We start from the raw sequence: 23,024 nt of genomic DNA, 5'->3' as shown, positions 1-23,024 counted from the left end.
TTTTCAGTGTTTCAAATTCTGCTGTCCAAGATAACTGAGTGCAAAAATACAAAAGTATCAACGTAATAGTGCATTTTTTTATTTTTTATAACACTCAAAACATACTTTTGTGCAAATAAAGGAAGAATAAACTACACCTGACAAATCTATTTACATATTTCTATGCACTGCCTACAGTTGGTACACTCACTTTCTGCAACCGTTGGGAGCAAAATTTCTTCGCCCTCATGGTGGAGCGAGGCGTTTTGGGGTTCCCAAAACATAACCTCGCTCCCTCCTCTAAGAACAAAAGACGAGATATTTGCCTTTCGGCTTTCCATGCCCAAGGTTGCAGACCTTAATTCTCTCAATTTGCGCCAAACATCAAAGCTGCCACATTGAAAGAACAAGGTCACAGACACAAGCTACTTTGTACATGGAGTTTGCAAAGGAACAGGTGATATTTTCAGTGTGAAACTTGCCAAGTGTTTCAGTTGTGTGTTGTTGATTTCCTTTGTGAACTATGCCGAGTGTGTTATGTGTGCTGTGGGTCCTCGGTATAGTCTGCATAAATCTAATGCCATGCTAAAACACTGCGGAGGTTCGCCCAAGTGGCTGGAGGCGCAAAGCCTCCAAGGAACGTTGCTGCAACCATTTCGGAGAATAGAGCGGTTGCCAATTAATCCACAAGCACATTTTACAGCGTACCAAGTGAGGGCATGTAAAACGTTGAATTGTTGAAGATAGGTGTTATCTTTATGAGAACCAACCACTTATACCCTCAACAAACTCTCAACAAATAGCTCTACACAACAAATTACTGGGCAAAAAAGAAAGAAAGGAATGGTGTTCATGGTTTTCTCTTTTCAACATTATCTTTCTTTTGTTGAGAGATTTGTTGAGAATATGTTGAGCCGTAAATACCTGATGTTCAATACTTCTTTCATCATATTCAACAATTCAACAAAAATAAGGGGTGTTTTGTCCGTCATTTTTATGAACAGAACTCATCCCCCTACAAGTAAGAATGTCATGCTTATGCTTCAGTACTTATTCACGACAGTACGACAGCGCCAAGCCAACAAACAAGCAAGAGGACATTCAACTAAAGGCGGTTGTTCTTCTATTGAGTTGTAGGATGATGACACTACTTTTCTCTTTTGCCCCATACAATCTCTTGAAGATGGTGGCACGAAACCGAGCTGCCCCGTATGAGTTTATACGGAAGCAAAGGGCAACAATCATCGGAAAGCCATACAACGTTTGCCAAATGCCATTGGAAGTTTCCTGTTTCTGTTGGACTTCCGACACCGTCAATAAACCATCCTTGTATATTGACCTTATCACAGCATGGAGTTTCATGGCGGTGACATGAAGCATATCAACCAATTCACCCTCACTCATCCACAAGTCTTGCAAGTTGGACGGAATGGATAACATTCCATTTCCGTCCACGGTGATTACAGTCCTTTTCATGCCATTCCCCCCATTGTCGGCATATGCCCCTTGATTCGACTTTCAAAAGCTGATATGTCATGCTCCAATTTAGTACTTGTCACCTTTGCGTAAATTTGTGTTGTGGCGATGTCCGTATGTCCCAGTATCTTGCTTACACTCTCTATCGGCATACCGTAGTTTAAAGCCAAAACTGCGAACGAATGCCGGGAGACATGAAATGAAATTCGCTTCTTGATGCCACACATTTTTGCCACTTTCTTTATACGCTTGTTTACCATGTCAAGTGAGCCAATATTAAACAAGTGCATATCTTTTCTCAATGGCTTGTAACGTTCAATTATCTGTATGGCTGCATCTATCAGTTTAATTTTGAATGGTACGCCTGTCTTTTGACGCTGAGAAACTATCCATGGAGACCCACTTATAATGGCAACATTGTCCTCTGTAAGATTCTTGATGTCAACGAAAGAGATACCTGTCCAACAACCAAACATAAACAAGTCTCTCGCAAAAGCAAAGTTGGGATTTTCCAACTCTATTCCTGCAAATATGTCCAATTCTTCCTCTGTCAAGAACTCACGCTCCTTGTGGTCTGGGTCAACGTGGTACATGGCAAACGGATTTCTCTGTATCTTGCCGTTGTAGTGTGCTGCCGTGACGATATGCTTCAATGGTATGGAGTATATCCAAATGGTAGATTGCGTGAGTCCAATGACATTCTTCAAATACAGACAAAAATCACGGATGAACTCCTCGGTAAGCTCATTCATGGACATATCGCTGCGCTTGTACTGAAATTTGATGAACTCGGCAACGTACTTTCTTACCGTCAGATACTTGCGGTAGGTTCGGACAGCTCGGTCTTTTCCCACGCGTTGGGCAAAGGCTGCGTTCTCCTTGTCAAAAGCTCTGAGTAATGTCTCATACTCCGTACCTATGCCTTGATATGCGTTTCTCACCATTTCAGCGGTAACGAACGCCTCACGGTCGGAAAGCCGTTGGTAATGCTTAGCGATTTGAGCCTTGATGTTATCAAGCGCAAAGTTCACCTCATTGGCTTCCTTGCTTCTGCCTTTGGCTCTGTTGCCCTTGGCATCCCATATCGCCTTGGTCACGCTCAGCTTGCAACTGAACTGTGCGATAGTTCCGTTGATTGTCACACGTCCCATGATAGGGACAATTCCGTTTCTCTCCTTGCTTCCGTTTACATAGAAGACTGTCTTGAATGTACTTCTCATAATTCCTTGCTTTTTGTTCTGTGCAAAATTAAATCATGAGAGTTGCATGGCAAATTCACAACCTGTGCAGAATTGAGAAGTAAAAACCGAAGCCGTTAAAAATGCTTATTAGAGCGTTTCTTTGAGGTAATGACTTGAAAGCGTTTCTACTTCTCAAATCCGCCATTTTCGCATTTCCTCACGAATGCCACAAAAAGCCAACGACTGCCACAACCACTTGAAACTCAAAACAAAAGCTCAAATCTGCTATTTTTTGCTTTTTTAGTCATTCTTTTTCAAAAAAACAAAAAGTTTTTTGGTGAATACAAAATAAAGTTGTACTTTTGCGTCTGCGGAAGTGTAACTTTTTTATTTGAAGTTAAACGAATCGCATGAATTGAATAGTAAACAGGTTTAAATATAGAAGATTATGAAATTTATAGGAATTATTCCAGCAAGATACGCATCAACACGTTTCCCGGGAAAGCCACTTGCCATGTTAGATGGCAAACCAGTGATACAACATGTTTATGAGAAAGTAGCAAGTTGTCTAGAAGCAGCCTATGTTGCAACAGACGATGAGCGAATTTTCAATGCTGTAGAAGCATTTGGCGGTAAATCTGTTATGACGCGCAAGGATCATAAGAGCGGTACTGACCGCATAGAAGAAGCTATCGAAAAAATTGGTGGAGACTGGGATGTCATTGTCAATGTTCAAGGAGATGAACCTTTTGTTGACAAAAGTCAACTGGAAACCATCTGCCAGTGTTTTGATGACCCAACAACCCAAATTGCCACTTTAGGAAAAGCTTTTACCAGTATGGAAGCTGTAAAAAATCCTAATAGTCCAAAGATTGTTGTAGACAATCAAGGCTTTGCTATGTATTTCTCTCGCAGCATCATTCCATACGTAAGAGGAAAGGAAGAGGAAGAATGGCTCAAGAGTTTTCCTTATCTGAAACATTTGGGCATCTATGCTTACCGCAAAGAAGTTTTAAAAGAGGTAACCAAACTGCCACAAAGCTCACTAGAAATAGCAGAGAGCCTGGAACAACTTCGATGGCTGCAGAATGGCTACAAGATAAAAGTTGGTACTACAGATGTAGAAACTGTAGGCATCGACACGCCAGAAGATTTGCAGCGGGCAGAAGACTTTTTGAAAAACAGAAAGTAATAAAAAACATCATATACTTTTAAAGTATCGCAGAATGAACAAAATTGAAAATATCGTCAAGAAATATATTATTCACCATAGTATGTTCAAGTGGCAAGCACCATATATCGTTGCCTTGTCCGGAGGTGCTGATAGCGTTGCCCTATTGCTTATCTTGAAAAATATAGGACTGAATATTACTGCTGCGCACTGTAACTTTCACCTTCGCGGCGAAGAGAGTGACAGAGACGAGCAATTTTGTGTAAATCTGTGTAAACAACAGGGAATCAGTTTGTCTCGAATCCATTTTGATACTTATACTTATGCCCATTTGCACAAGGTAAGTATCGAAATGGCTGCACGCAACTTACGCTACAGCTATTTTGCCCAATTAGTAAAAGACTTGCATGCAGGAGGCATTTGTGTGGCCCATCATCGCGATGACAATGTAGAAACTTTACTTCTGAATCTGTTAAGAGGATCTGGAGTAGACGGATTAGCAGGCATCGCCCCCAAAAACGGAAACATCCTGCGCCCTCTTCTCTGCATCAGCCGACAGGATATATTGCAATACCTAAAAGAAAAAAAGCAAGATTTTGTCACAGATTCAACAAATTTGGAAGACGATGCTTTAAGAAATAAAATTCGCCATCATGTAGTACCTCTTTTGGAAAGTATCAACCCGGCAGCAAGTGAAAATATCGCTCTCTCTGCCAAATACATACGCCAAGCGAAAAGTATACTTGAGAGCATGGATAGCATCAGTACATCCGACTCTTATAGGAAAGTTATATATATCCCTAAAGTATCTGTAATGAATGCTCCAAGTCCGGAATTCATACTTCATAAAGAATTAGGCAGATATGGTTTTCATGGCAATGCCATTGATGACATCTGTGAAAGCCTCTTCAGTCAGGATCGTGGTGTCGGTAAAATTTGGAAAAACGAAGACTATATGATAGTCATCGACAGAGAACAGCTGTTGATTTCTAACATAAAAGACTTGAATAACATTCAGGAGCAAAGAGCGTTCCGACTGCCAGAAGAAGGCATTTACAACATGGACGAAGGAACTCAAATCAAGATAAGAATCTTCTCGCATATGGGTGACTTCATGCCAAGCAAAGAATCGCAATGTATCACTTTGGATGCTGAAAAAGTCAGTTTTCCCCTCACCTACCGACTGGTAAAAGAAGGCGATAGATTTCAACCTTTCGGCATGAAGGGTAGCAAACTGTTGAGTGACTATATGACCGATAGGAAATTTGACTATATACAAAAAAAGACACAGCATGTATTAACTGATAGTAAAGGTGAAATCATCTGGCTTATCGGCGAACGTACGTCTGAAAAAACAAAGATTACCGAAACCACCAAGAAAATATTGGAGGTCATCATCAAATGAAAAAGAAAACATTATATATCACAAGTTTAGTTTTCATTCTGCTGGCTGCCGCCAGCACATGGAGCTATTATTGCCTGAACCCATCAAGTGATAGAGTGAACAAGGCAAAAGCAAACATAAAAGTATACAGTCACTACGAATTAATTCAAAATGGAAAAACAATACTCCGGTTCGACGAAGACACTACGACACTGGCTGCCAACTTTATGAATCGTTGGGCGTTGATTCCTTCATGTGAAGGAAGACTTGCCGCCTGCTACAACAACAGCATCAGCCGGAATCACTATCTTGGCAAAGATGCGGATAGCATCTTTAAAGAGAAAGTTGATTCTTTAGACAGTTTGTATAGAGACTCCAAATGGAAAGTTGGAGAACTGAACTATTATATTCACTCTCATTCTGTTCTGGATGTAGGCTACAACTCTATTTGCGCTTATACCCAACACGAACTGAAACTACGCGATTCTGCCAAGAAACTGATTGATTCCCTGAAACATGTACAGAAAAAGGGACATTTCAAGTTGAAACGCTCCATTTCATATCAAGCCTATTATAGAGACGAGAACGGAAAATGGAAGAGTCAGGCATGCAAACTCATCAAAGCAATGAATGGAGAAACTGCACAAGGAAGCCGCATATTCCAACTTTCCTCAGAAACAACTCCTGAAGGGGTTAAAGCTATTTCACCTCAACTTGCAGCATCTTTAGCAACAGCTCATGGAGTCACACTTCGACGCTCTATTGATTACACCCTCTTACCTGATTCTCTAGGATATTATCGGGGTACAACCGACAGTATCTATCAACCAAACGGTCATGGATGCTGGCAAGGATACGATGGAACCTATTATGAAGGTTACTGGAAAAACGGGAAACGTGAAGGATTCGGATTCAGCATTGCTCCCAAGAAGCCATTACGAATAGGCGAATGGAAAAATGACCGCTATAAAGGCGAAAGACTCGTATATACATCGGAACGTATTTATGGCATAGACCTGAGCAAATACCAGCATGGAAAAGGCAGAAAAAAATATGCTATCAACTGGAACCGTTTACGCATTACACATCTTGGACGTCTCAGCAAAAAGACCATATCAGGAACAGTAAACTTCCCGATTCGCTTCATCTATATCAAGAGTACAGAAGGTAAATCGCTGTTAAATCCATATTACAGAAAAGATTATCGTGATGCAAAAGCACATGGTTACAAGGTTGGAACCTATCACTTCTTTACCACCATAACACCTGCTGCCGAACAAGCACGACACTTTCTGAAACACAGTATCATTAGGAAAGGCGATTTTCCTCCAGTTCTTGATGTTGAACCGCTTCCTAGTCAAATCAAGAAAATGGGAGGGGCTGGAGTATTGTTTGCACGCATTAGAACTTGGCTTAGAATTGTAGAAAGAGCAACTGGTGTTAAGCCTATTCTTTACATCAGCCAAACTTTCGTAAATCGCTATCTGCCACAGGCTCCCGATCTGAAACATAACTACCAGGTTTGGATTGCACGATATGGAGAGTATAAACCAGACATCCGATTGGTATATTGGCAACTCTGCCCCGACGGAAGAGTAGCAGGAATACATGGAGAGGTAGACATCAACGTGTTTAACGGATACGATGATGCTTTTCAAAGTTTTGTTAAGAACAAGACCGTAAAATAACCTTTAAATGAGTAAGTTAGGTTAATTACGTTAAAGTAAGTTATAATTCTAGTCGCGTATCAATATTTTTATTATCTTTGCGCCAATTGTGCAATGTGTAACTAAGAGGAAAGATAATGAGACAGCTTAAGATACAAAAGAGTATAACCAATCGTAATAGTGAAGCCCTCGACAAATATCTTGTAGAGATAGGTAGAGCCCCTATGGTTTCTATTGATGAAGAAATAGAATTGGCTCAAGCTATCCGCAAGGGAGGTAGAGCTGGCGAAAGAGCAAAAAATAAGTTGATTGAAGCCAACTTACGTTTTGTGGTGTCGGTAGCAAAACAATATCAGCACCAGGGACTCACCTTGACAGACTTGATTGACGAAGGAAACATCGGACTCATCAAGGCTGCAGAACGCTTCGACGAAACACGAGGGTTCAAATTTATCTCATACGCTGTATGGTGGATTCGTCAGAGTATTTTACAGGCAATAGCAGAGCAAAGCCGAATTGTTCGACTTCCTCTCAACCAGGTAGGATCACTCAATAAGGTAAACCAGGAAATTAATAAGTTTGAGCAGGAAAACCAACGCCGTCCAAGCGTTGAAGAACTTGCTGCCAGAACGGGTGTTGACGAGGACAAGATTTCTCAGAGCATGGCTGCCAGTGGTCATCATGTAAGCATCGATGCTCCATTTAGTGATGACGATGACAACTCTATGGCAGATGTAATGGCAAGCGGAGACGATGCCAGAACAGACAAGCAGGTTGACCATGAAAGTATGGCACAAGACCTAAGACAGGTTTTAAAAGTTTGCCTCAAGGATCGCGAACTGAAAATTATCTGCGCATGCTACGGAATTGGGGAAACCGAAAAGGGGCTCGAGGAAATTGGTGATAAAATGGGGCTCACCCGTGAGCGAGTTCGCCAAATAAGAGAAAAAAGCATCACCAAACTGAGAGAATCCGGGAAGATAGGAATCCTTATGAAATATCTTGGTTAGGAAAGCTGTTGCCCAAAATATTTGGCATAGTTCTTCTGCCAAGTAACATCTTAACTCATAATAAATGAAGAAATATCAAACACACATCATTTTGACGATTATCTTCTGCATGATGGCTTTTGCAGCAAATGCAAGAAGAATGTCACCGAGAGACGCCTTTAGTGACTCGGTGATGTGTTTGGTATTTAAATATTCACAATCTGTTGACACAACAGGTAGAGCTGAGCACAAGAGTTATGCCTACACTAAATTTCAAATCAAAACAAACAAACGTAATGCAACGCTCATGCTAGTACCGACAATGTATGCGGTGGCTCATGGCGGTGGCAGAAGATTCATCAGCGAGTTTTATAACCAAATGACGCTAGACGCAAATGGCAGACCAGTTGCCAAGCGTTTGCTGAACATAAGCACCATTCCGCATAGAAGCAACACATTGTCATCAGTTCTGAAATACATGACTCCAACGGTATATGGAGAAACACTTTTCGAAACTAATATTCTTTCTCCTTTCCACTATAAGAATCGCAGATATTATAAATATGCCGTCACCCAATTACCATTCGGCAAAGCACAAGTATACGTATATCCACGTCTCAAAAACACCCAAGTTATTGAAGCACGTGCCATTGTTGATTCCCAAAGCGGAAAGATAAGCATGGTAGACTTTGAGGGCGAATATGATATGACCCGTTTCTATATCTCGATCATTATGGGTAAAGACGGATTTGGTTCACTTTCTCCTGCAAGGTGCAGCATGAGAGCTAACTTCAGTTTTATGGGTAACAAGATAACGGGCATGTATACAACTGTATACGGACTGCCGAAAATATTAAGTGATTCACTCAATAATGTAGCCGATACTGCATTAATGGCAAAAGTGCGCCCAATTGAATTAAACCAAGATGAGGCTGACATATACAGAAAATTCTATGAAAAAAGAAAACAAATAACAGATTCCTTGAATAACAACATACCAGAGAAAAACTTTGCAAAAGACATACTTTGGGATGTTATAGGTGACAATGTATTAAACAGGATTTCCCAAGGCTTCGGAAAGCAAAACCAAGGCTACTTCCGTATCAGTCCTATTCTCAACCCACTCTATATGGGATACTCCGAGCGAAAAGGAATTGTATACAAGTTTGACCTGAAGGGTGGCTACAGGTTTACAGAAAATCTGGAATTGGGGCTTCGCTTTAAAGGAGGTTACAGTATGAAACAACACAGATTTTATTTCAATATACCAATGACATTCAACTATAACCCGAAGCACAATGGATATCTGAAGTTAGAAATCGGTAATGGTAATAGAATATCGAATAATCGTGTTGCACGAAAGATGTTAGGCATCAGCAAACCTGAAGATAACGATTTTCTAAATCCACTATTCTCAAAATATCCAGGATTGTCATTACCGGAAATTTCAACAGATATTGATGCTAATAACAGGAAACTGACAGAGTTTAAAGATGATTACCTTCGTCTTACTAACCACTGGAGTTTCAACGACTATGTCGGTTTTGAGATTGGCTTGGTTTCACATCAACGAAAAGCTGTAGTAGAAAGTTTCTATAAACTGTTTAATTATCCAAGCAAATATGTGTCAGTAGCACCAGCAGTAGCTTTAGAACTGTTACCATGGGGTAAGAAAGGCTCTATCTTTAAAATAGACTATGAAAAGGGATGGAAAAACCTACTAGGTTCAAACATAGACTACGAACGGGTAGAAGCAGATGCACAAACTATTTTTCAAGCATCACGCCGTCAATCATATTCTATAAGGTTAGGAGCTGGCTTTTATACCCGCAAAGGTGATCATTGGGACTTCGTTGACTATACCAATTTCCATGACGACAATATTCCTGGAGGCTGGAATGATAGCTGGAGTGGAGAATTCGAATTACTGCCATCCCAATGGTATAATGCCAGTGATTATTACGTTCGCGGAAACTTCACTTATGAAGCTCCCATGATTGCAACTGCATGGCTCCCCCTGATTGGGAAATATATAGAAGCAGAGCGTCTGTATGTAAGCAGTCTTGTTGTAAACCATTTACACCCATATACAGAATGGGGATATGGAGTAACAACAAGAGCTATTACATTAGGATTCTTTGCAGCCTTCAAAAACACGAAGTTTAATGGCATAGGCTGTCGCTTCGGTTTTGAACTATTTAGAGATTGGTAATATTCATAAAAGCATGGATAAAACATGATTTCTAGGGCACAATATCAATAACATCATAACAAAAAACAAAATATGAGTTCACAACTAACTGTTTATAAAGCAAGTGCAGGATCAGGTAAAACATTTACTTTGGCTCGCGAGTATATGACACTCGTGATAGCTAATCCTGCTTCCTACAGAACCATTCTTGCAGTAACCTTCACCAACAAAGCTACTGAAGAAATGAAAATGCGTATCTTAGGAAAATTATACGAAATTGCACACGGACTACCAGAAGCAAACGATTATGTAAATCAAATACAGCAGGCTTTACCGTATCTTTCATCCAAACAAATTCAGAAAAATGCAGAATCAGCCCTGCATTTGCTCATACATAATTATAACTATTTCCGGGTTATGACCATCGATACGTTCTTTCAGAGTGTATTGAGAAATCTTGCACGTGAACTTGATCTGACTGCCAATTTACGGATAGAACTCAATGACTATCAAATAGAACAGCATGCCGTTGATGAACTTATAGAAAGTCTTGAAGATACCGATCGTCTACTTTTCTGGATTATGGATTATATCAAAGAAAATATTGATGATGATAAGAGTTGGAATGTCATAGGACAGATCAAGAAATTCGGTGAGAACATATTCAAGGATTATTACAAAGCTCATTCCGACAAGTTGACAGAATTGATGGAACAAGAAGATTTCTTCAAGGATTTTACCGATCGAATGAAGAAAAAGCGCGATAAGGCAAAAGAGCAGCTTAAAGAAATTGCTGCTACTTTTTTCGATTCCCTTGAAGAAGAAGGCTTTACGTCAGACGACTTAGCTGGAAAAACGAGAGGTATTTGGAGCTATTTCAACAAGCTGAAAAATGGTAAATACAGTGATGATGATCTACATAATGATACTTTTAATAAATGTCGGGAAAGTCCGGAAGCATGGGTCAAAAAATCTGATGTGAAAAATTGTACTGATATCTTCAATTATGTAGAATCGGTGCTCTACCCTATTCTGCTGTTTGCAGAAGATAATCGTCCAAGACTCACCCGCATCTTCAAAAGTACCGATCTGACCATAAAGCATCTTAATCAGCTCCGCCTTTTGGGAAGCATAGATAAAAAAGTCAGGGAGATGAACAGAGAGGCAAACCGTTTCCTTTTGAGCGATACTCAGACCTTGCTCAACTCACTGATAAAGGATAGCGATTCGCCATTCATCTTTGAAAAGATTGGCACTCAACTCGACCATATAATGATTGACGAGTTCCAAGATACTAGCACCATCCAATGGAAGAACTTTAAAGTGCTGCTCGAAGAAACCATGAGTAGAGAAGATGCAGGTAACCTCATTGTTGGTGACGTAAAACAAAGTATTTACAGATGGCGATCCGGCGATTGGAGACTGCTCAATAATATCGATAAAGAATTTAATAAAAGCGCGAAAGAAGTAAGCATAGAAACTTTGGGTACCAACTACCGCTCTGATAGAAACATCATTGAGTTTAACAATGCTTTTTTCACAGAAGCAGTAAAATTGGAGATTGAAGACCTGACAGATAAATGTCCTGAAGAATGTAAACAGCTGGAAAGCGCATATAGCGATGTCTGCCAGCAAGTACCAGACCACCATTCTGTTCCTAATGGTTCTATCAGTATTCAGCTCCTGGGCGGTGAAAATATTGAAGACAGAATGATGCAAACAACATTGGACACTGTAGACAAGTTGGTTGAAAGAGGTGTTCCTTGCAACAAAATAGCAATCCTGGTAAGAAGCAACCGTAACATACAGGACATTGCTGAGTATTTTATGAACCATTCCGACTATCCGTTGGTTTCTGATGAGGCATTCAGGCTGGATGCCTCCCAAGCAGTATGCACATTGGTTAACGCTCTCTACATTCTGGTACACCCAAATGACAATATTGCATTAGCAACTCTCAACAAGTTTTGTGACACGTATTCTGTAGCTGGAAATATGCCGGAACAACTTTTGACCAATCGTTCTGAGTATCTGGAAATGCCACTGTTCGATCTCACAGAACGCCTTTTTGCAGAACTTAAACTTGGCGAAATAAAAGACATGATCAAGCAAACTGCCTACATCTGTACTTTTTATGATTGCTTAAGTAAATATCTCACAGATAACAGTAGTGATATCACTGGATTTCTGAAAGAGTGGGATAACCGTATCCACGAAAAAAGTATTCATAGCGATGGCGATGGCGGTATCAGATTCCTTACTATACATAAGAGTAAGGGACTGGAATACGATCATGTTATCATGCCTTACTGTGACTGGCAACTAGAAAAAGCCAACACTATCTGGTGCACACCGCAAGAAGCTCCATACAACGAGCTTCCACTGGTACCTATAGATTTCAGTGCTAAACTGATGAAGCAAAGTATATATGAAGCAGATTATAATCATGAACATCTGCAAAACATAGTCGACAATTTGAATCTGCTTTATGTAGCCTTCACACGTGCCAGTCACAATCTGATTGTAATTGGCAAACGAGCTAATAGTGCATATCGTTCTGCCATTATTGAATCTGTACTCGACAAGGTAGCCAGCCGCCTTGAAGCTAATGATGTAAAGATGGAGTTAACAGGAATAGGTTCTGATGCCAAAACAGATGACATATCTTTCTGCTATAATGAAATATATGTACCTGATTCTTCCAAGAAATCAAACGAGAAGAAGGATACAAACGTGCTCTCAGCCTATTCTCAACCTTTAGAAATTAAAATAAATGTTACGCCTGAAATGCCAGAATTCAGACAAAGTAACCAGAGCCGTGACTTTATAAAGCGTGATGAAACTGAAGAACAACAGAAGTTTTATATCAAAATGGGTACCATTTTGCACAACCTCTTTTCTACAATCCGCACGGTTGATGATATTGATGGAGCCCTGAAACAGTTGGAGTTAGACGGACTTTTATACGATCAAGACCTCACACCAGAGAAAATAAAGGAGATGATCAGGAAAAGACTTGAATCACCAAAGGTCGCAAAATGGTTTGACAAGGAACTGACCATACTAAATGAATGTTCTATCCTGACAGTTGAAAATGGAAAAGTGGCAGAATACCGTCCAGACCGCGTGATGCAAAACTCAAAAAATGAAACCATCGTGGTAGACTTCAAATTCGGTAAACAGAAAGTAGAACACCATGAACAGGTTAGAAAATACATCGGTTTGTTAAAAAGTATGGGACATCACCGAGTAAAAGGTTATCTATGGTATGTATACCCTAACAGAATAGTTGAAGTGATAAAATAATATGGTTCTATTGCCCCTTTCCAAAAAGTAGGGCAAAATAAAGAACAGTTGCAAACATTGAAAAGTCCATTAAGATATGAAAACATTTTTAAAATATGTAGCAAGAGATATTCTCGAGAAATATGGAAACAATCTCAACGACATTGCCGTCGTGTTTCCAAATAAACGCGCCGCTCTTTTCCTCAACGAGAGTCTGGCACGTTTGACTGATCACCCTATCTGGTCGCCATCTTACATAACTATCAGCGACCTTTTTCGCAAACATAGCACATTGAAAGTTGGAGACCCAATCAAACTTGTTTGCGATTTACATAAAACATTCGTAGCCTGCACTGGTATTGATGAGACCCTAGACCATTTTTATGGATGGGGACAACTTCTTATCACAGATTTTGACGATATTGATAAAAACATGGCAGAAGCAGAAAAACTCTTTGCCAATCTTAGCAATATACATGAACTTGATGACATCTCATATCTTACAGAAGAACAGAAAACGCTGATTAAGAAATTTTTTAGCAATTTCAACGTTGATCACAACTCTGAACTCAAAAAGAGATTTCTACAATTATGGAGCCATTTTCTTGATATCTATAAGCAGTTCAACATGCGTCTTGAAGAACAAGGATTGGCTTATGAGGGGGCTCTGTACAGGAAAGTTGTAAATGATGAAAATATCAAATTCCAACACAAGAAATATCTCTTTGTCGGTTTTAATATGATGCAAGTAGTAGAACGGAAACTCTGCGACCGCTTGATGAAAGAGGGTAAAGCACATTTCTATTGGGACTACGATGACTATTATATGCAAAACAACCATGAGGCAGGTCACTACATTCGTGAATATCTCAAATATTATCCTAACGAATTGAATGATATGCCTCCTCATGATCTTCGTGAAATTTATCATAACTTTGATAACAATAAAGACATTACATACATTTCGGCATCAACTGAAAACATCCAGGCCCGCTATGTAAACCAATGGCTTAAAGAAAAGAAACGCTATAAATATGGAAAAAAAGTGGCTATAGTATTAGCCGATGAAGGATTGTTGCAAAGTGTAATACATAGTCTTCCTACAAACGAAGACATCAAGTCGTTGCCAGATTATTCTGAGAACGACAAGTTAGCATATAATATTACATTGGGCTATCCGCTTCAACAGACACCATTCTACAGTTTGCTGCAACAGCTCATCAAGTTGCAGGGCGTAGGTCACCCCAAGCATAGTAACAACTATCGCTTACACAATGTGCTCATGGCACTCCGTCATCCATATACACGCTATATTTCTCAAAATTATAGCAAACTCTTGAGCGCTCTTGATGAGCAGAAGCAGTTCTATCCTACCCGCCAATTCCTAAGCATGGATGGTGATGAAGGTTTGTCACTGCTTTTCAAAGATTTGGGTGAGACTGCAACAGAAAATGAATACAACTTGAGACTCATCCAGTATCTGCTGGATATTTTGAAGACAATAGGTGTGAATAGCAAAGAACAGGACGATCCTTTATTCCAGGAATCGCTCTTCAGGACCTATACCTTATTGAACCGTCTGCAAGAACTCATCCAGACAGGAGACTTAGCAGTAGACTGCATCACTCTAGAACGACTCATCCAACAGCTCATCCAGTCAACAAGTATTCCTTTCCATGGTGAACCTGCAGAAGGAATACAGGTAATGGGTGTATTGGAAACTCGAAATCTTGATTTCGAGCATATCTTAGTACTCTCATGCAACGAAGGGAAACTGCCGAAAGGTGTGAACGATGCTTCATTTATTCCCTATTCATTGAGAAAGGCATATGGCTTGACTACGGTAGATAACAAAGTAGCCATATACGCCTATTATTTTCACAGTCTGCTCCAACGCTCACACGACATCACTTTATGTTACAATAACGCAACAGAAGATGGTCAATCGGGTGAGATGAGCCGTTTTATGCTACAACTCCTGGTAGAAAGCCATCATGACATCGAGCGCTTTTCTTTGGTCGCAGGACAAAACACACTGCGTCCTACTTATGAACCAATAGAGAAAAAACTGCATGCGCTCAGCCAGCTCAAGAATTTGAAAATGCTTACGCCAACATTTCTGAATACATATTTGAGATGTGAAAAGCAATTCTACTATAAATATGTAGAAGGACTGATTGAACCAGATGAAATTGATGAGGACGAAGTAGACAACAAAGTATTTGGAAATATATTCCATCGTGCAGCAGAACTGTTCTATCTGGGATTAGCAAGCAGCGATGCTCTGACAACCGACGGTAAAGGAGAACTCAAACTGACTCGTCCTATCATTGTATCAAAAGAGCAATTAGAGCAAGCCTTAAAAGATGAATCGCTTGTTTATCGCCTGGTAGATCAGGCGTTCAGAGAAGAACTCTTTAAAGTCAGCGCTGCAGGGTATCACCCGAAATATAATGGTCTGCAACTGATCAATAAAGAAGTAATAGCAAGGTATATCCGGCAACTTGTCACGATAGATATGCGCCAGGCTCCATTCACCATACTCGGATTAGAGCTGGTTGTAAAAACTGACGTCGAAGTAGAAACAAGTATCGGCAATTTATCTCTGTCAATAGGAGGTTTTATCGACCGACTGGACGCTGTTGCAGCTAACGGTCATGCAAATGGCAATAATCTTGCAGAACGAATCCGCGTAATAGACTATAAAACAGGACGTATTTCAACAACACGTCCAAGAGAACTGAGCGAAGTGTTTGATCCATCCATGCTCAACAAGCATACAGATTATTATTTACAATCTATGCTCTACTCGATTATTGTAAGCCACAACAGGAATCTGAATCCGGCTCAAGAACCCGTATCTCCAGGCTTGCTGTTTATACAAAATGCAGGAGCAGAAGATTATGATCCGACATTAAAAATGGGCAAGGAACTCATCAGTAGCATAGATGTATACGAAGAAGAGTTTATGAAACAACTGAAAGTTCTCATCGCCAACATCTTTGACAAGGACCAACCATTCCGGCCTACAGATGATAAGCATCGTTGCGAATACTGTCCATACGCAGCTTTATGCAAGTCATAGAAACATATATAAATATGTGGAAACCAAAATGATTGGTTAAAATGAGCAAAATACTTGCTTTTTTGAATTATTCTATGTATATTTGCAAAAAGAATTATTGAGTATGACAGAAAAAGAAATAAACAAGATAGTTAGTGAGAACTTAAACTATGTAAAATCAGTAGCCAACCAGTATAAAGGTAAAGGCGTTGAGTTTGATGACTTGGTTAGCGAAGGAACGCTGGCAATGCTTATGGCAGCCAGAAAGTTCCAAGCCGACCGGGGCACCGATTTTGTGGCTTATGCCGGTCCATTCGTTCACAAGGCTATATCACAGGCCATTGATAAACAATCAGGAGTTTATCGTTTACCGAAAGATCAGAAGAAATATGCCCCAAGAAACGCAGACAAGGCTGTATCTGTAGATGCGCCACTAAGCGCAAACAATCCGTATACCCTATTAGACATATTAAACGATCCGGATGTAAAGATTGCAGATGATACCCTGAACATAGAAATGATGAAGAAAAAGATGGCAGAAAGCATTGCAGATTTATTGCCACGAGAGAAAAAAATCATCACCAAATTCTATGGTATAGGGGTTCCTAAGGAAACGATGGCTGAAATTGCTGAAGATATGGGGCTCAAACGCGAGCGAGTTCGCCAGATACGAAATCTGACCATACGCAGATTGAACAGGAGTATCCGCCACCAGGCATTGAGAAACTACTTCAAGAGGTAACTCGCAATAGTTTGTAAAAACAAAAAGGAGGGTGAATCATTAACTTATGATACACCCTCCTTTTTGTTTCATGTTCTAGTTATTAACTATTAAACTTACTCCAATCCCTTAAAATGATTAGCACGATATTGACGAGGAGTAACGCCTATTCGCTTGAAGAAATTAGCATAGAAACTCTGACGAGTATTGAAACCAGCCATTTCGCTGATACCTTCTACAGTCATTCTTGCATAACGTTTATCGGTAAGTAAAGACATAGCATCGTTTACTCGATAATCATTCACCAACTCGGCATAATTCTTATGAAATCGAGTTGCGCATACAGCAGAAATATAGCGAGAGTTAGTATTCAAATCCTCTGCAAGTTTCTTGGAACTATAGTCTGGGTCCTTGTACTTTCTTTCAGTAACAAGAACACGGATTATCTCGTCGCGAAGGCGGTCCTTAGTTTCTTCACTCAGCATAGATTGATATCTTGCTATTTTTTCTTTTTTAGGTTGAATATTGTACTTAGCCATAGTTATGTTATAAAATTTATTACAACAAAGGTACGACTTTTATTTAGAACGACCAAATTTTTTCTCACTTTTTTGAAAAATAAACACAAAAAAGTCGTTTATATGAAATAAAATGGTTATTTTTGCATTAATTTTCAAGCTCAAAGCCGAGTATATCATAATTATTAGACAAGAAGCATAGATATGAAGCAAATATTGTGGTTTATAAAAACGTATTTTACGTTTGTCATTTTGTTCGGTTTTCAGAAACCATTTTTCATGATATTGGAAAAGGCTTCTGCTACACAACCTATCGATAATATCTGGAGCGAAATGCCTACAGTGATGTGGTATGGTTTATCACTCGACCTCTCTATGGCTGGTTACCTCACCGCACTACCGGGTTTGTTGCTCATCGCAATGATTTGGTTTCGTAAGGAGATTATACGTCCTATTCTGAATGCTTATTATATACTGGCATCTTTCCTGGTTTCCATTACATTCATACTGAATGCAGGATTATATCCATATTGGAACTTCCCGCTAGATAGCACTCCATTATATTATTTCTTTACTTCGCCAAAGGATGCACTTGCAAGTGTTGGAGGGCTTTACATCTTTTTTGCTCTCCTCATCACTGTGCTGCTTACCATAGCCGTCTGGTTCGCACTCCGCATGCCTCATACCCAGAAGCGCTATTCCAGCAGATACAGCAACTATGGTTTTGGAGATTTCGGCAGTGGTCGCAGAACACGCTACTCTGACATAGAGCATCATCGTATGCGCCATTCTCTTATTTTGTTGCTGCTTACTGCCCTTCTCTTCATCCCTATCAGAGGAGGATTTACTGTATCTACAACAAATACAGGAAAGGCATATTTCAGCCAAAATGCGTTTTTGAATCATGCTGCCGTCAATCCGATGTTCAGCCTGTTTGAATCACTTACCCATCAGGAAGATTTTGCATCGCAATACCGATACATGTCAGAAGAAGAAGCTAACAAGCTCTTTGCTCAAATGGTAAGTTCAAGCGACCAGAATACCTACCCGCTCCTGAATGAAGAAGCTCGGAAAAACGGAAAGCCAGATATACTTATTATTATTATGGAAAGCTTTGCCAACGACATCATGCCTTCCGTCGGAACACATAAAGACGTAGCGGTCTGCTTGGACTCAATAGCCCAAAAGGGAATTTTCTTCCCAAGATTCTATTCCAATACTTTCCGCACGGATCGTGGATTGGTTGCTGTTTTGAGCGGTTATCCTGCACAACCTACAACCAGCATCATGCGCTACCCAGCAAAATCTGCACAATTACCATCATTGGCACGTTCATTGGCTAAAGCAAAGCATTACGGCAATGCATATTATTATGGTGGTGATGTTGATTTTGCCAACCAACGCTCTTGGCTGGTTTCCCAGGGCTATGAGAGAATCATTTCAGATAGTGATTTCCCTATAGAAGACAAATTGAGCAAATGGGGAGTACACGATCATATAGTAGCCAACCGGCTGCTTGCAGACCTCAGGAAAGAACAAAACACCAAACAGTCTATGCTGAGAGTATTCCAGACATCAAGCAGTCATGAGCCATTCGATGTGCCATATAGCAGACTGAAAGACAAACGTTTAAATGCATTTGCTTACACTGATAGCGTCATAGGTCATCTTCTGCGTGAATACAGCAAATTGCCTAGATGGAAAAATACTTTGGTATTACTCGTTGCCGATCATGTTGGCGCATACAAAGAACATCTTGACAACTTTGACCGCAGCCGCTATCAGATTCCACTTATCATGACCGGTGGAGCAATAGCTCGCCCAATGAATGTTAAGCTCATAGGAAGTCAGCATGATATAGCAGCTACACTGCTCGGACAATTAGGCATTCCTCACAAAGACTTCTTGTTCAGCAAGAACATGTTGAGTGATGCTACTCCTAAATTTGCATTCTTTGATGTACCCGATGCTTTCGGCATGGTATCAGAGGAAAACTCTATCATCTACGACAACAAATCCAAAAAGGTTGTTTATGATAAAGGCAAAAAAGGTTATAACCTGAAGCGAGGCATGGCTTATCTTCAGAAGTTGTACGATGACTTGAGTGCAAAATAGCCCAAACGACAGGGCAACAGATTATCAGAAACAAGAAAGCGAACATTACAGAATTTCATAAAGAAAGACTATGATAGAATTACTTCATCAAATAGAACAGATTGATACGCAGATTTTTCTGTTTTTCAATGGTTTTCACAACGTGTATTGGGATTACTTCATGATGATTTTCTCAGACCGTTTTGTATGGGTTCCGTTCTATGCCAGTTTTATCTTTGTACTGCTGAAGAATTTTCCTGTCAAGGTTGTGATGAGCACTATAGTTGTCATCACTCTGATTATCTTGTTTTCAGATCAGACTGCATCAGGAATTCTGAAGCCATTGGTAGCAAGAATGCGTCCCAGCAATCCTGATAATCCTATCAGTCCGATGGTACATGTTGTTCAAGGATATCGGGGTGGAAGATATGGTTTCCCGTCTTCTCATGCAGCCAATGCATGGAGCATGGCCTTCTTTGCCCAATATCTGGTTCGCCGGAGCAAACTCACGATATTCTTATGCCTATGGGCATTGATAACCAGTTATTCCCGAATGTATCTCGGTGTACACTATTTTGGCGACATCCTGATTGGTACCCTCATTGGTTTTCTCTATGCCACCTTATATTATTATATATTTCAGTATTTTTTAAGGAAGCATACCGAACGTTTTAAGCCCAACCACGACATCAGATTTGCAAGCGTCCCTATCATTACGGGGCTCGTTTCTATTTGGGTAATCATTTGTACCAGTGGAATACTGTCTTTCTATAGCATACCACTGAGATAAACAAATGTATAAAAAGAGTTAGCTTATAAAAATGGTTTAGATTATACATTATTATTAACATATAAAATTTAAAGATTATGAAGAAATTATCAATTCTTGCATTTGCTATGGGCCTGATAGCTTTCACAGCATGTTCTGAGAAAAAAGCACCAGCACAGGCACCAGCTCAGGCAGAACAGACAGTTGTAACCGATTCTGCATTTCAGGCTGCCGCAGCCGGTGAATATAAGAGCGCAGATGGTGAGCGCTGTGTAACTTTGAACAGTGATTTCTCTGTTAAAGTAAAAGGCCTTGATAAGGAATTTTACAAGTGGGAATTGCCAGCTAAGCCAGAAGGTAAAGCAGCAGTGATTATCCTGAGCCGCAAGGGTCTTGATGCCGACGTTCAGGAGCAGGCAACACTCGATACAGAAGAAGGTTCTATCATTATTAAGAACGAAACATTCCGCAAAAAGTAATAGAATATGAACCTGGTATAAAAAGCAAAACGCCCTCGCTTCACAGCGAAGGCGTTCTTTTTGGTATTAGTTTCATTTAAGGTAAAAAGATTGTATTCAGGATAACGATGCAAAGATAGACATATTTTTCGAAACGAACGAATCTTTTTATATGTTTAAAAACATATTTTGTGAATTATTGCTCCCAAAACAAAATTATCGCTCCCAAAACAAAATTATCTGCCAGATAATTTCGGTACTTACAATTAAATTTGTATCTTTGCACCATAAATTTAAAAATTATTCTTTTTATTGAATTATGGCAATTAATGAAGAAAACAATTTGGAAGAGAAGAAAAGTATCTCTTTCGTAGAACAGTTAGTTGAGGAAGATCTCAAAGAAGGCAAAAACGGAGGACGAATCCAGACGCGTTTTCCGCCAGAGCCTAATGGTTATCTGCATATCGGCCATGCCAAAGCTATCTGCATGGACTTTGGTGTTGCAGAGAAATATAATGGTGTTTGCAATCTTCGTTTTGATGACACTAACCCTAGCAAGGAAAACAATGAATATGTAGAGAATATTCTTCAAGACATCCAGTGGCTCGGATTCAAGTGGGGCAATATCTACTATGCTTCTGACTACTTTGAGAAGCTTTGGGATTTTGCTGTCTGGATGATCAAGAAGGGCAATGCATATATAGATGAACAAACTGCTGAAGAAATTGCACAGCAGAAGGGTACTCCTACCTCACCGGGTACTGCTAGTCCATATCGTGATCGCCCAATCGAAGAAAGCCTTGCTTTGTTTGAGAAGATGAATACTCCTGAGGCCGTAGAAGGCAGCATGGTTCTTCGCGCAAAACTCGATATGGCGAATCCAAATATGCATTTCCGCGATCCTATCATGTATCGTATCATCCATACTCCTCATCACCGTACAGGAACTAAATGGCATGCATATCCTATGTATGATTTTGCTCATGGACAGAGTGACTACTTTGAAGGGGTAACTCACTCTATCTGTACATTGGAATTTGTACCTCACCGTCCGCTTTACGATAAGTTCATCGACTTCTTGAAGGAGAAGGACGGAACTGCAGATGTATTAAACGACAATCGTCCACGTCAGATTGAGTTCAACCGATTGAACCTCACTTATACAGTAATGAGCAAGCGTAAGCTTCACCAGCTGGTTGATGAGAAACTGGTTATCGGATGGGACGACCCACGTATGCCTACTCTTTGCGGAATGCGCCGTCGCGGTTACTCTCCTGAGAGTATTCGTATGTTTATCGACAGTATCGGATATACTAAGTTCGATGCTCTCAACGATATGGCCTTACTCGAAGCATCTGTTAGAGAAGACTTGAACAAGAAAGCATGTCGTGTGAGTGCAGTACTTGATCCTGTAAAACTCGTAATTACCAACTATCCGGAAGGTGAAACAGAGGAAATGGAAGCCATCAATAATCCAGAAAATGAAGCTGATGGCACACACACCATCACATTCTCCAAGAATCTCTGGATAGAGCGTGCTGACTTTATGGAAGATGCTCCTAAAAAATTCTTCCGTATGACTCCGGGTAAAGAAGTTCGTCTGAAGAATGCTTACATCGTTAAGTGCACTGGATGCACAAAGGACGAAAATGGCGTTATCACTGAAATTCAGGCAGAATACGATCCTATCAGTAAGAGCGGCATGGAAGGTGCCAACCGTAAGGTTAAGGGTACATTGCATTGGGTATCAGCAGATCACTGCGTAAAGGCAGAGGTGCGCGAATACGACCGTCTCTTTATGGTAGAAAATCCATCTGCTGATGAACGTGACTTCCACGAGTTGCTCAACCCAGACAGCTTCCACGACTATCCTAACTGCTATATTGAGGAATATGCAGCCAACAAGAAGCCAGGTGAATATCTCCAGTTCCAGCGTATCGGTTATTTCATGGCCGATCTTGATTCTACTGCAGAAAAACCAGTATTCAACAAAACCGTTGGCTTGAAGGATACATGGGCAAAACAGAATAAATAAATCACCTATATCTGTCTCAGTTTCAACACTGAGACAGATATT

15 protein-coding genes are annotated in these 23,024 nt (G+C 40.2%); 12 read left to right on the top strand and 3 right to left on the bottom strand.

Going from position 1 to position 23,024, the window contains the following annotated elements:
• Positions 1-1,080: 1,080 nt before the first annotated feature.
• A complete protein-coding gene (locus tag KUA48_RS00875) occupies positions 1,081-1,455 on the bottom strand; it encodes a hypothetical protein (protein WP_038606222.1) in 375 nt (124 codons plus the stop codon).
• The gene (locus KUA48_RS00870; protein WP_022459668.1) at positions 1,452-2,675 is read right to left on the bottom strand and encodes a site-specific integrase; all 1,224 of its coding nucleotides are present in this window, start codon (positions 2,673-2,675) and stop codon (positions 1,452-1,454) included. Before KUA48_RS00870 ends, KUA48_RS00875 begins: the two co-directional genes overlap by 4 nt.
• A gap of 409 nt (positions 2,676-3,084) precedes the next feature.
• Here KUA48_RS00870 and kdsB point away from each other — a divergent pair, with 409 nt between their 5' ends.
• The 8 genes from kdsB to KUA48_RS00830 all read left to right on the top strand — a co-directional run bounded on the left by kdsB (position 3,085) and on the right by KUA48_RS00830 (position 17,129).
• The gene (gene kdsB / locus KUA48_RS00865; protein WP_153080608.1) at positions 3,085-3,828 is read left to right on the top strand and encodes a 3-deoxy-manno-octulosonate cytidylyltransferase; all 744 of its coding nucleotides are present in this window, start codon (positions 3,085-3,087) and stop codon (positions 3,826-3,828) included.
• A 34-nt stretch (positions 3,829-3,862) separates the two neighbouring features.
• Entirely contained in the window at positions 3,863-5,212 is a 1,350-nt protein-coding gene (tilS, locus tag KUA48_RS00860; RefSeq protein WP_153095278.1) for a tRNA lysidine(34) synthetase TilS, read from the top strand.
• Complete coding sequence (locus tag KUA48_RS00855) at positions 5,209-6,879, top strand: GH25 family lysozyme (protein WP_256624505.1); 1,671 nt, start codon at positions 5,209-5,211, stop codon at positions 6,877-6,879. Before tilS ends, KUA48_RS00855 begins: the two co-directional genes overlap by 4 nt.
• 116 nt (positions 6,880-6,995) lie before the next feature.
• The gene (locus KUA48_RS00850; protein ID WP_006846722.1) at positions 6,996-7,868 is read left to right on the top strand and encodes an RNA polymerase sigma factor RpoD/SigA; all 873 of its coding nucleotides are present in this window, start codon (positions 6,996-6,998) and stop codon (positions 7,866-7,868) included.
• Positions 7,869-7,932: 64 nt separating this feature from the next.
• Positions 7,933-10,059 (top strand): DUF5686 family protein, encoded by a 2,127-nt coding sequence (locus tag KUA48_RS00845; protein WP_118255657.1) that lies wholly within the window; start codon positions 7,933-7,935, stop codon positions 10,057-10,059.
• Between the two features lie 72 nt (positions 10,060-10,131).
• The gene (locus tag KUA48_RS00840) at positions 10,132-13,344 is read left to right on the top strand and encodes an exodeoxyribonuclease V subunit beta (protein WP_153080606.1); all 3,213 of its coding nucleotides are present in this window, start codon (positions 10,132-10,134) and stop codon (positions 13,342-13,344) included.
• A gap of 76 nt (positions 13,345-13,420) precedes the next feature.
• Entirely contained in the window at positions 13,421-16,408 is a 2,988-nt protein-coding gene (locus KUA48_RS00835; RefSeq protein WP_153080605.1) for a PD-(D/E)XK nuclease family protein, read from the top strand.
• A gap of 103 nt (positions 16,409-16,511) precedes the next feature.
• A complete protein-coding gene (locus tag KUA48_RS00830) occupies positions 16,512-17,129 on the top strand; it encodes a sigma-70 family RNA polymerase sigma factor (RefSeq protein ID WP_218433625.1) in 618 nt (205 codons plus the stop codon).
• 95 nt (positions 17,130-17,224) lie between these two features.
• On the opposite strand, the gene KUA48_RS00825 is transcribed toward KUA48_RS00830, so the two are convergent.
• The gene (locus KUA48_RS00825; protein ID WP_228112333.1) at positions 17,225-17,593 is read right to left on the bottom strand and encodes a helix-turn-helix domain-containing protein; all 369 of its coding nucleotides are present in this window, start codon (positions 17,591-17,593) and stop codon (positions 17,225-17,227) included.
• Positions 17,594-17,830: 237 nt separating this feature from the next.
• Between KUA48_RS00825 and KUA48_RS00820 the strand changes: the two genes are divergently transcribed.
• From KUA48_RS00820 to KUA48_RS00805, 4 genes are all read left to right on the top strand, one after another.
• Positions 17,831-19,741, top strand: a complete 1,911-nt coding sequence (locus KUA48_RS00820) for an LTA synthase family protein (protein ID WP_218433623.1) — start codon at positions 17,831-17,833, stop codon at positions 19,739-19,741.
• A 70-nt stretch (positions 19,742-19,811) separates the two neighbouring features.
• On the top strand, positions 19,812-20,510 hold the full coding sequence (locus tag KUA48_RS00815; RefSeq protein WP_117694862.1) for a phosphatase PAP2 family protein: 699 nt from the start codon (positions 19,812-19,814) through the stop codon (positions 20,508-20,510).
• A 77-nt stretch (positions 20,511-20,587) separates the two neighbouring features.
• Positions 20,588-20,968 carry a hypothetical protein gene (locus KUA48_RS00810; RefSeq protein WP_147380719.1) on the top strand — a complete coding sequence of 127 codons (381 nt, stop codon included), beginning with the start codon at positions 20,588-20,590 and terminating at the stop codon, positions 20,966-20,968.
• Between the two features lie 298 nt (positions 20,969-21,266).
• Positions 21,267-22,982 carry a glutamine--tRNA ligase/YqeY domain fusion protein gene (locus KUA48_RS00805; protein WP_118255651.1) on the top strand — a complete coding sequence of 572 codons (1,716 nt, stop codon included), beginning with the start codon at positions 21,267-21,269 and terminating at the stop codon, positions 22,980-22,982.
• Positions 22,983-23,024: the final 42 nt, after the last annotated feature.

Origin of the sequence: Segatella copri (genome assembly GCF_019249795.2) — a bacterium.
GTDB classification, from domain to species: Bacteria; Bacteroidota; Bacteroidia; order Bacteroidales; family Bacteroidaceae; genus Prevotella; species Prevotella copri_B.
The sequence above is the reverse complement of the archived record's forward strand: the minus strand, read 5'-3'. Positions and strand labels throughout refer to the sequence as shown.

Coding starts and splice junctions, on each gene's coding strand:
- KUA48_RS00830 (WP_218433625.1), top strand. CDS start 16,512: ATGACAGAAAAAGAAATAAACAAGATAGTTAGTGAGAACTTAAACTAT.
- KUA48_RS00875 (WP_038606222.1), bottom strand. CDS start 1,455: ATGAAAAGGACTGTAATCACCGTGGACGGAAATGGAATGTTATCCATT.
- KUA48_RS00850 (WP_006846722.1), top strand. CDS start 6,996: ATGAGACAGCTTAAGATACAAAAGAGTATAACCAATCGTAATAGTGAA.
- KUA48_RS00805 (WP_118255651.1), top strand. CDS start 21,267: ATGGCAATTAATGAAGAAAACAATTTGGAAGAGAAGAAAAGTATCTCT.
- KUA48_RS00825 (WP_228112333.1), bottom strand. CDS start 17,593: ATGCTGAGTGAAGAAACTAAGGACCGCCTTCGCGACGAGATAATCCGT.
- tilS (WP_153095278.1), top strand. CDS start 3,863: ATGAACAAAATTGAAAATATCGTCAAGAAATATATTATTCACCATAGT.
- KUA48_RS00870 (WP_022459668.1), bottom strand. CDS start 2,675: ATGAGAAGTACATTCAAGACAGTCTTCTATGTAAACGGAAGCAAGGAG.
- KUA48_RS00815 (WP_117694862.1), top strand. CDS start 19,812: ATGATAGAATTACTTCATCAAATAGAACAGATTGATACGCAGATTTTT.
- KUA48_RS00835 (WP_153080605.1), top strand. CDS start 13,421: ATGAAAACATTTTTAAAATATGTAGCAAGAGATATTCTCGAGAAATAT.
- kdsB (WP_153080608.1), top strand. CDS start 3,085: ATGAAATTTATAGGAATTATTCCAGCAAGATACGCATCAACACGTTTC.
- KUA48_RS00855 (WP_256624505.1), top strand. CDS start 5,209: ATGAAAAAGAAAACATTATATATCACAAGTTTAGTTTTCATTCTGCTG.
- KUA48_RS00840 (WP_153080606.1), top strand. CDS start 10,132: ATGAGTTCACAACTAACTGTTTATAAAGCAAGTGCAGGATCAGGTAAA.
- KUA48_RS00845 (WP_118255657.1), top strand. CDS start 7,933: ATGAAGAAATATCAAACACACATCATTTTGACGATTATCTTCTGCATG.
- KUA48_RS00810 (WP_147380719.1), top strand. CDS start 20,588: ATGAAGAAATTATCAATTCTTGCATTTGCTATGGGCCTGATAGCTTTC.
- KUA48_RS00820 (WP_218433623.1), top strand. CDS start 17,831: ATGAAGCAAATATTGTGGTTTATAAAAACGTATTTTACGTTTGTCATT.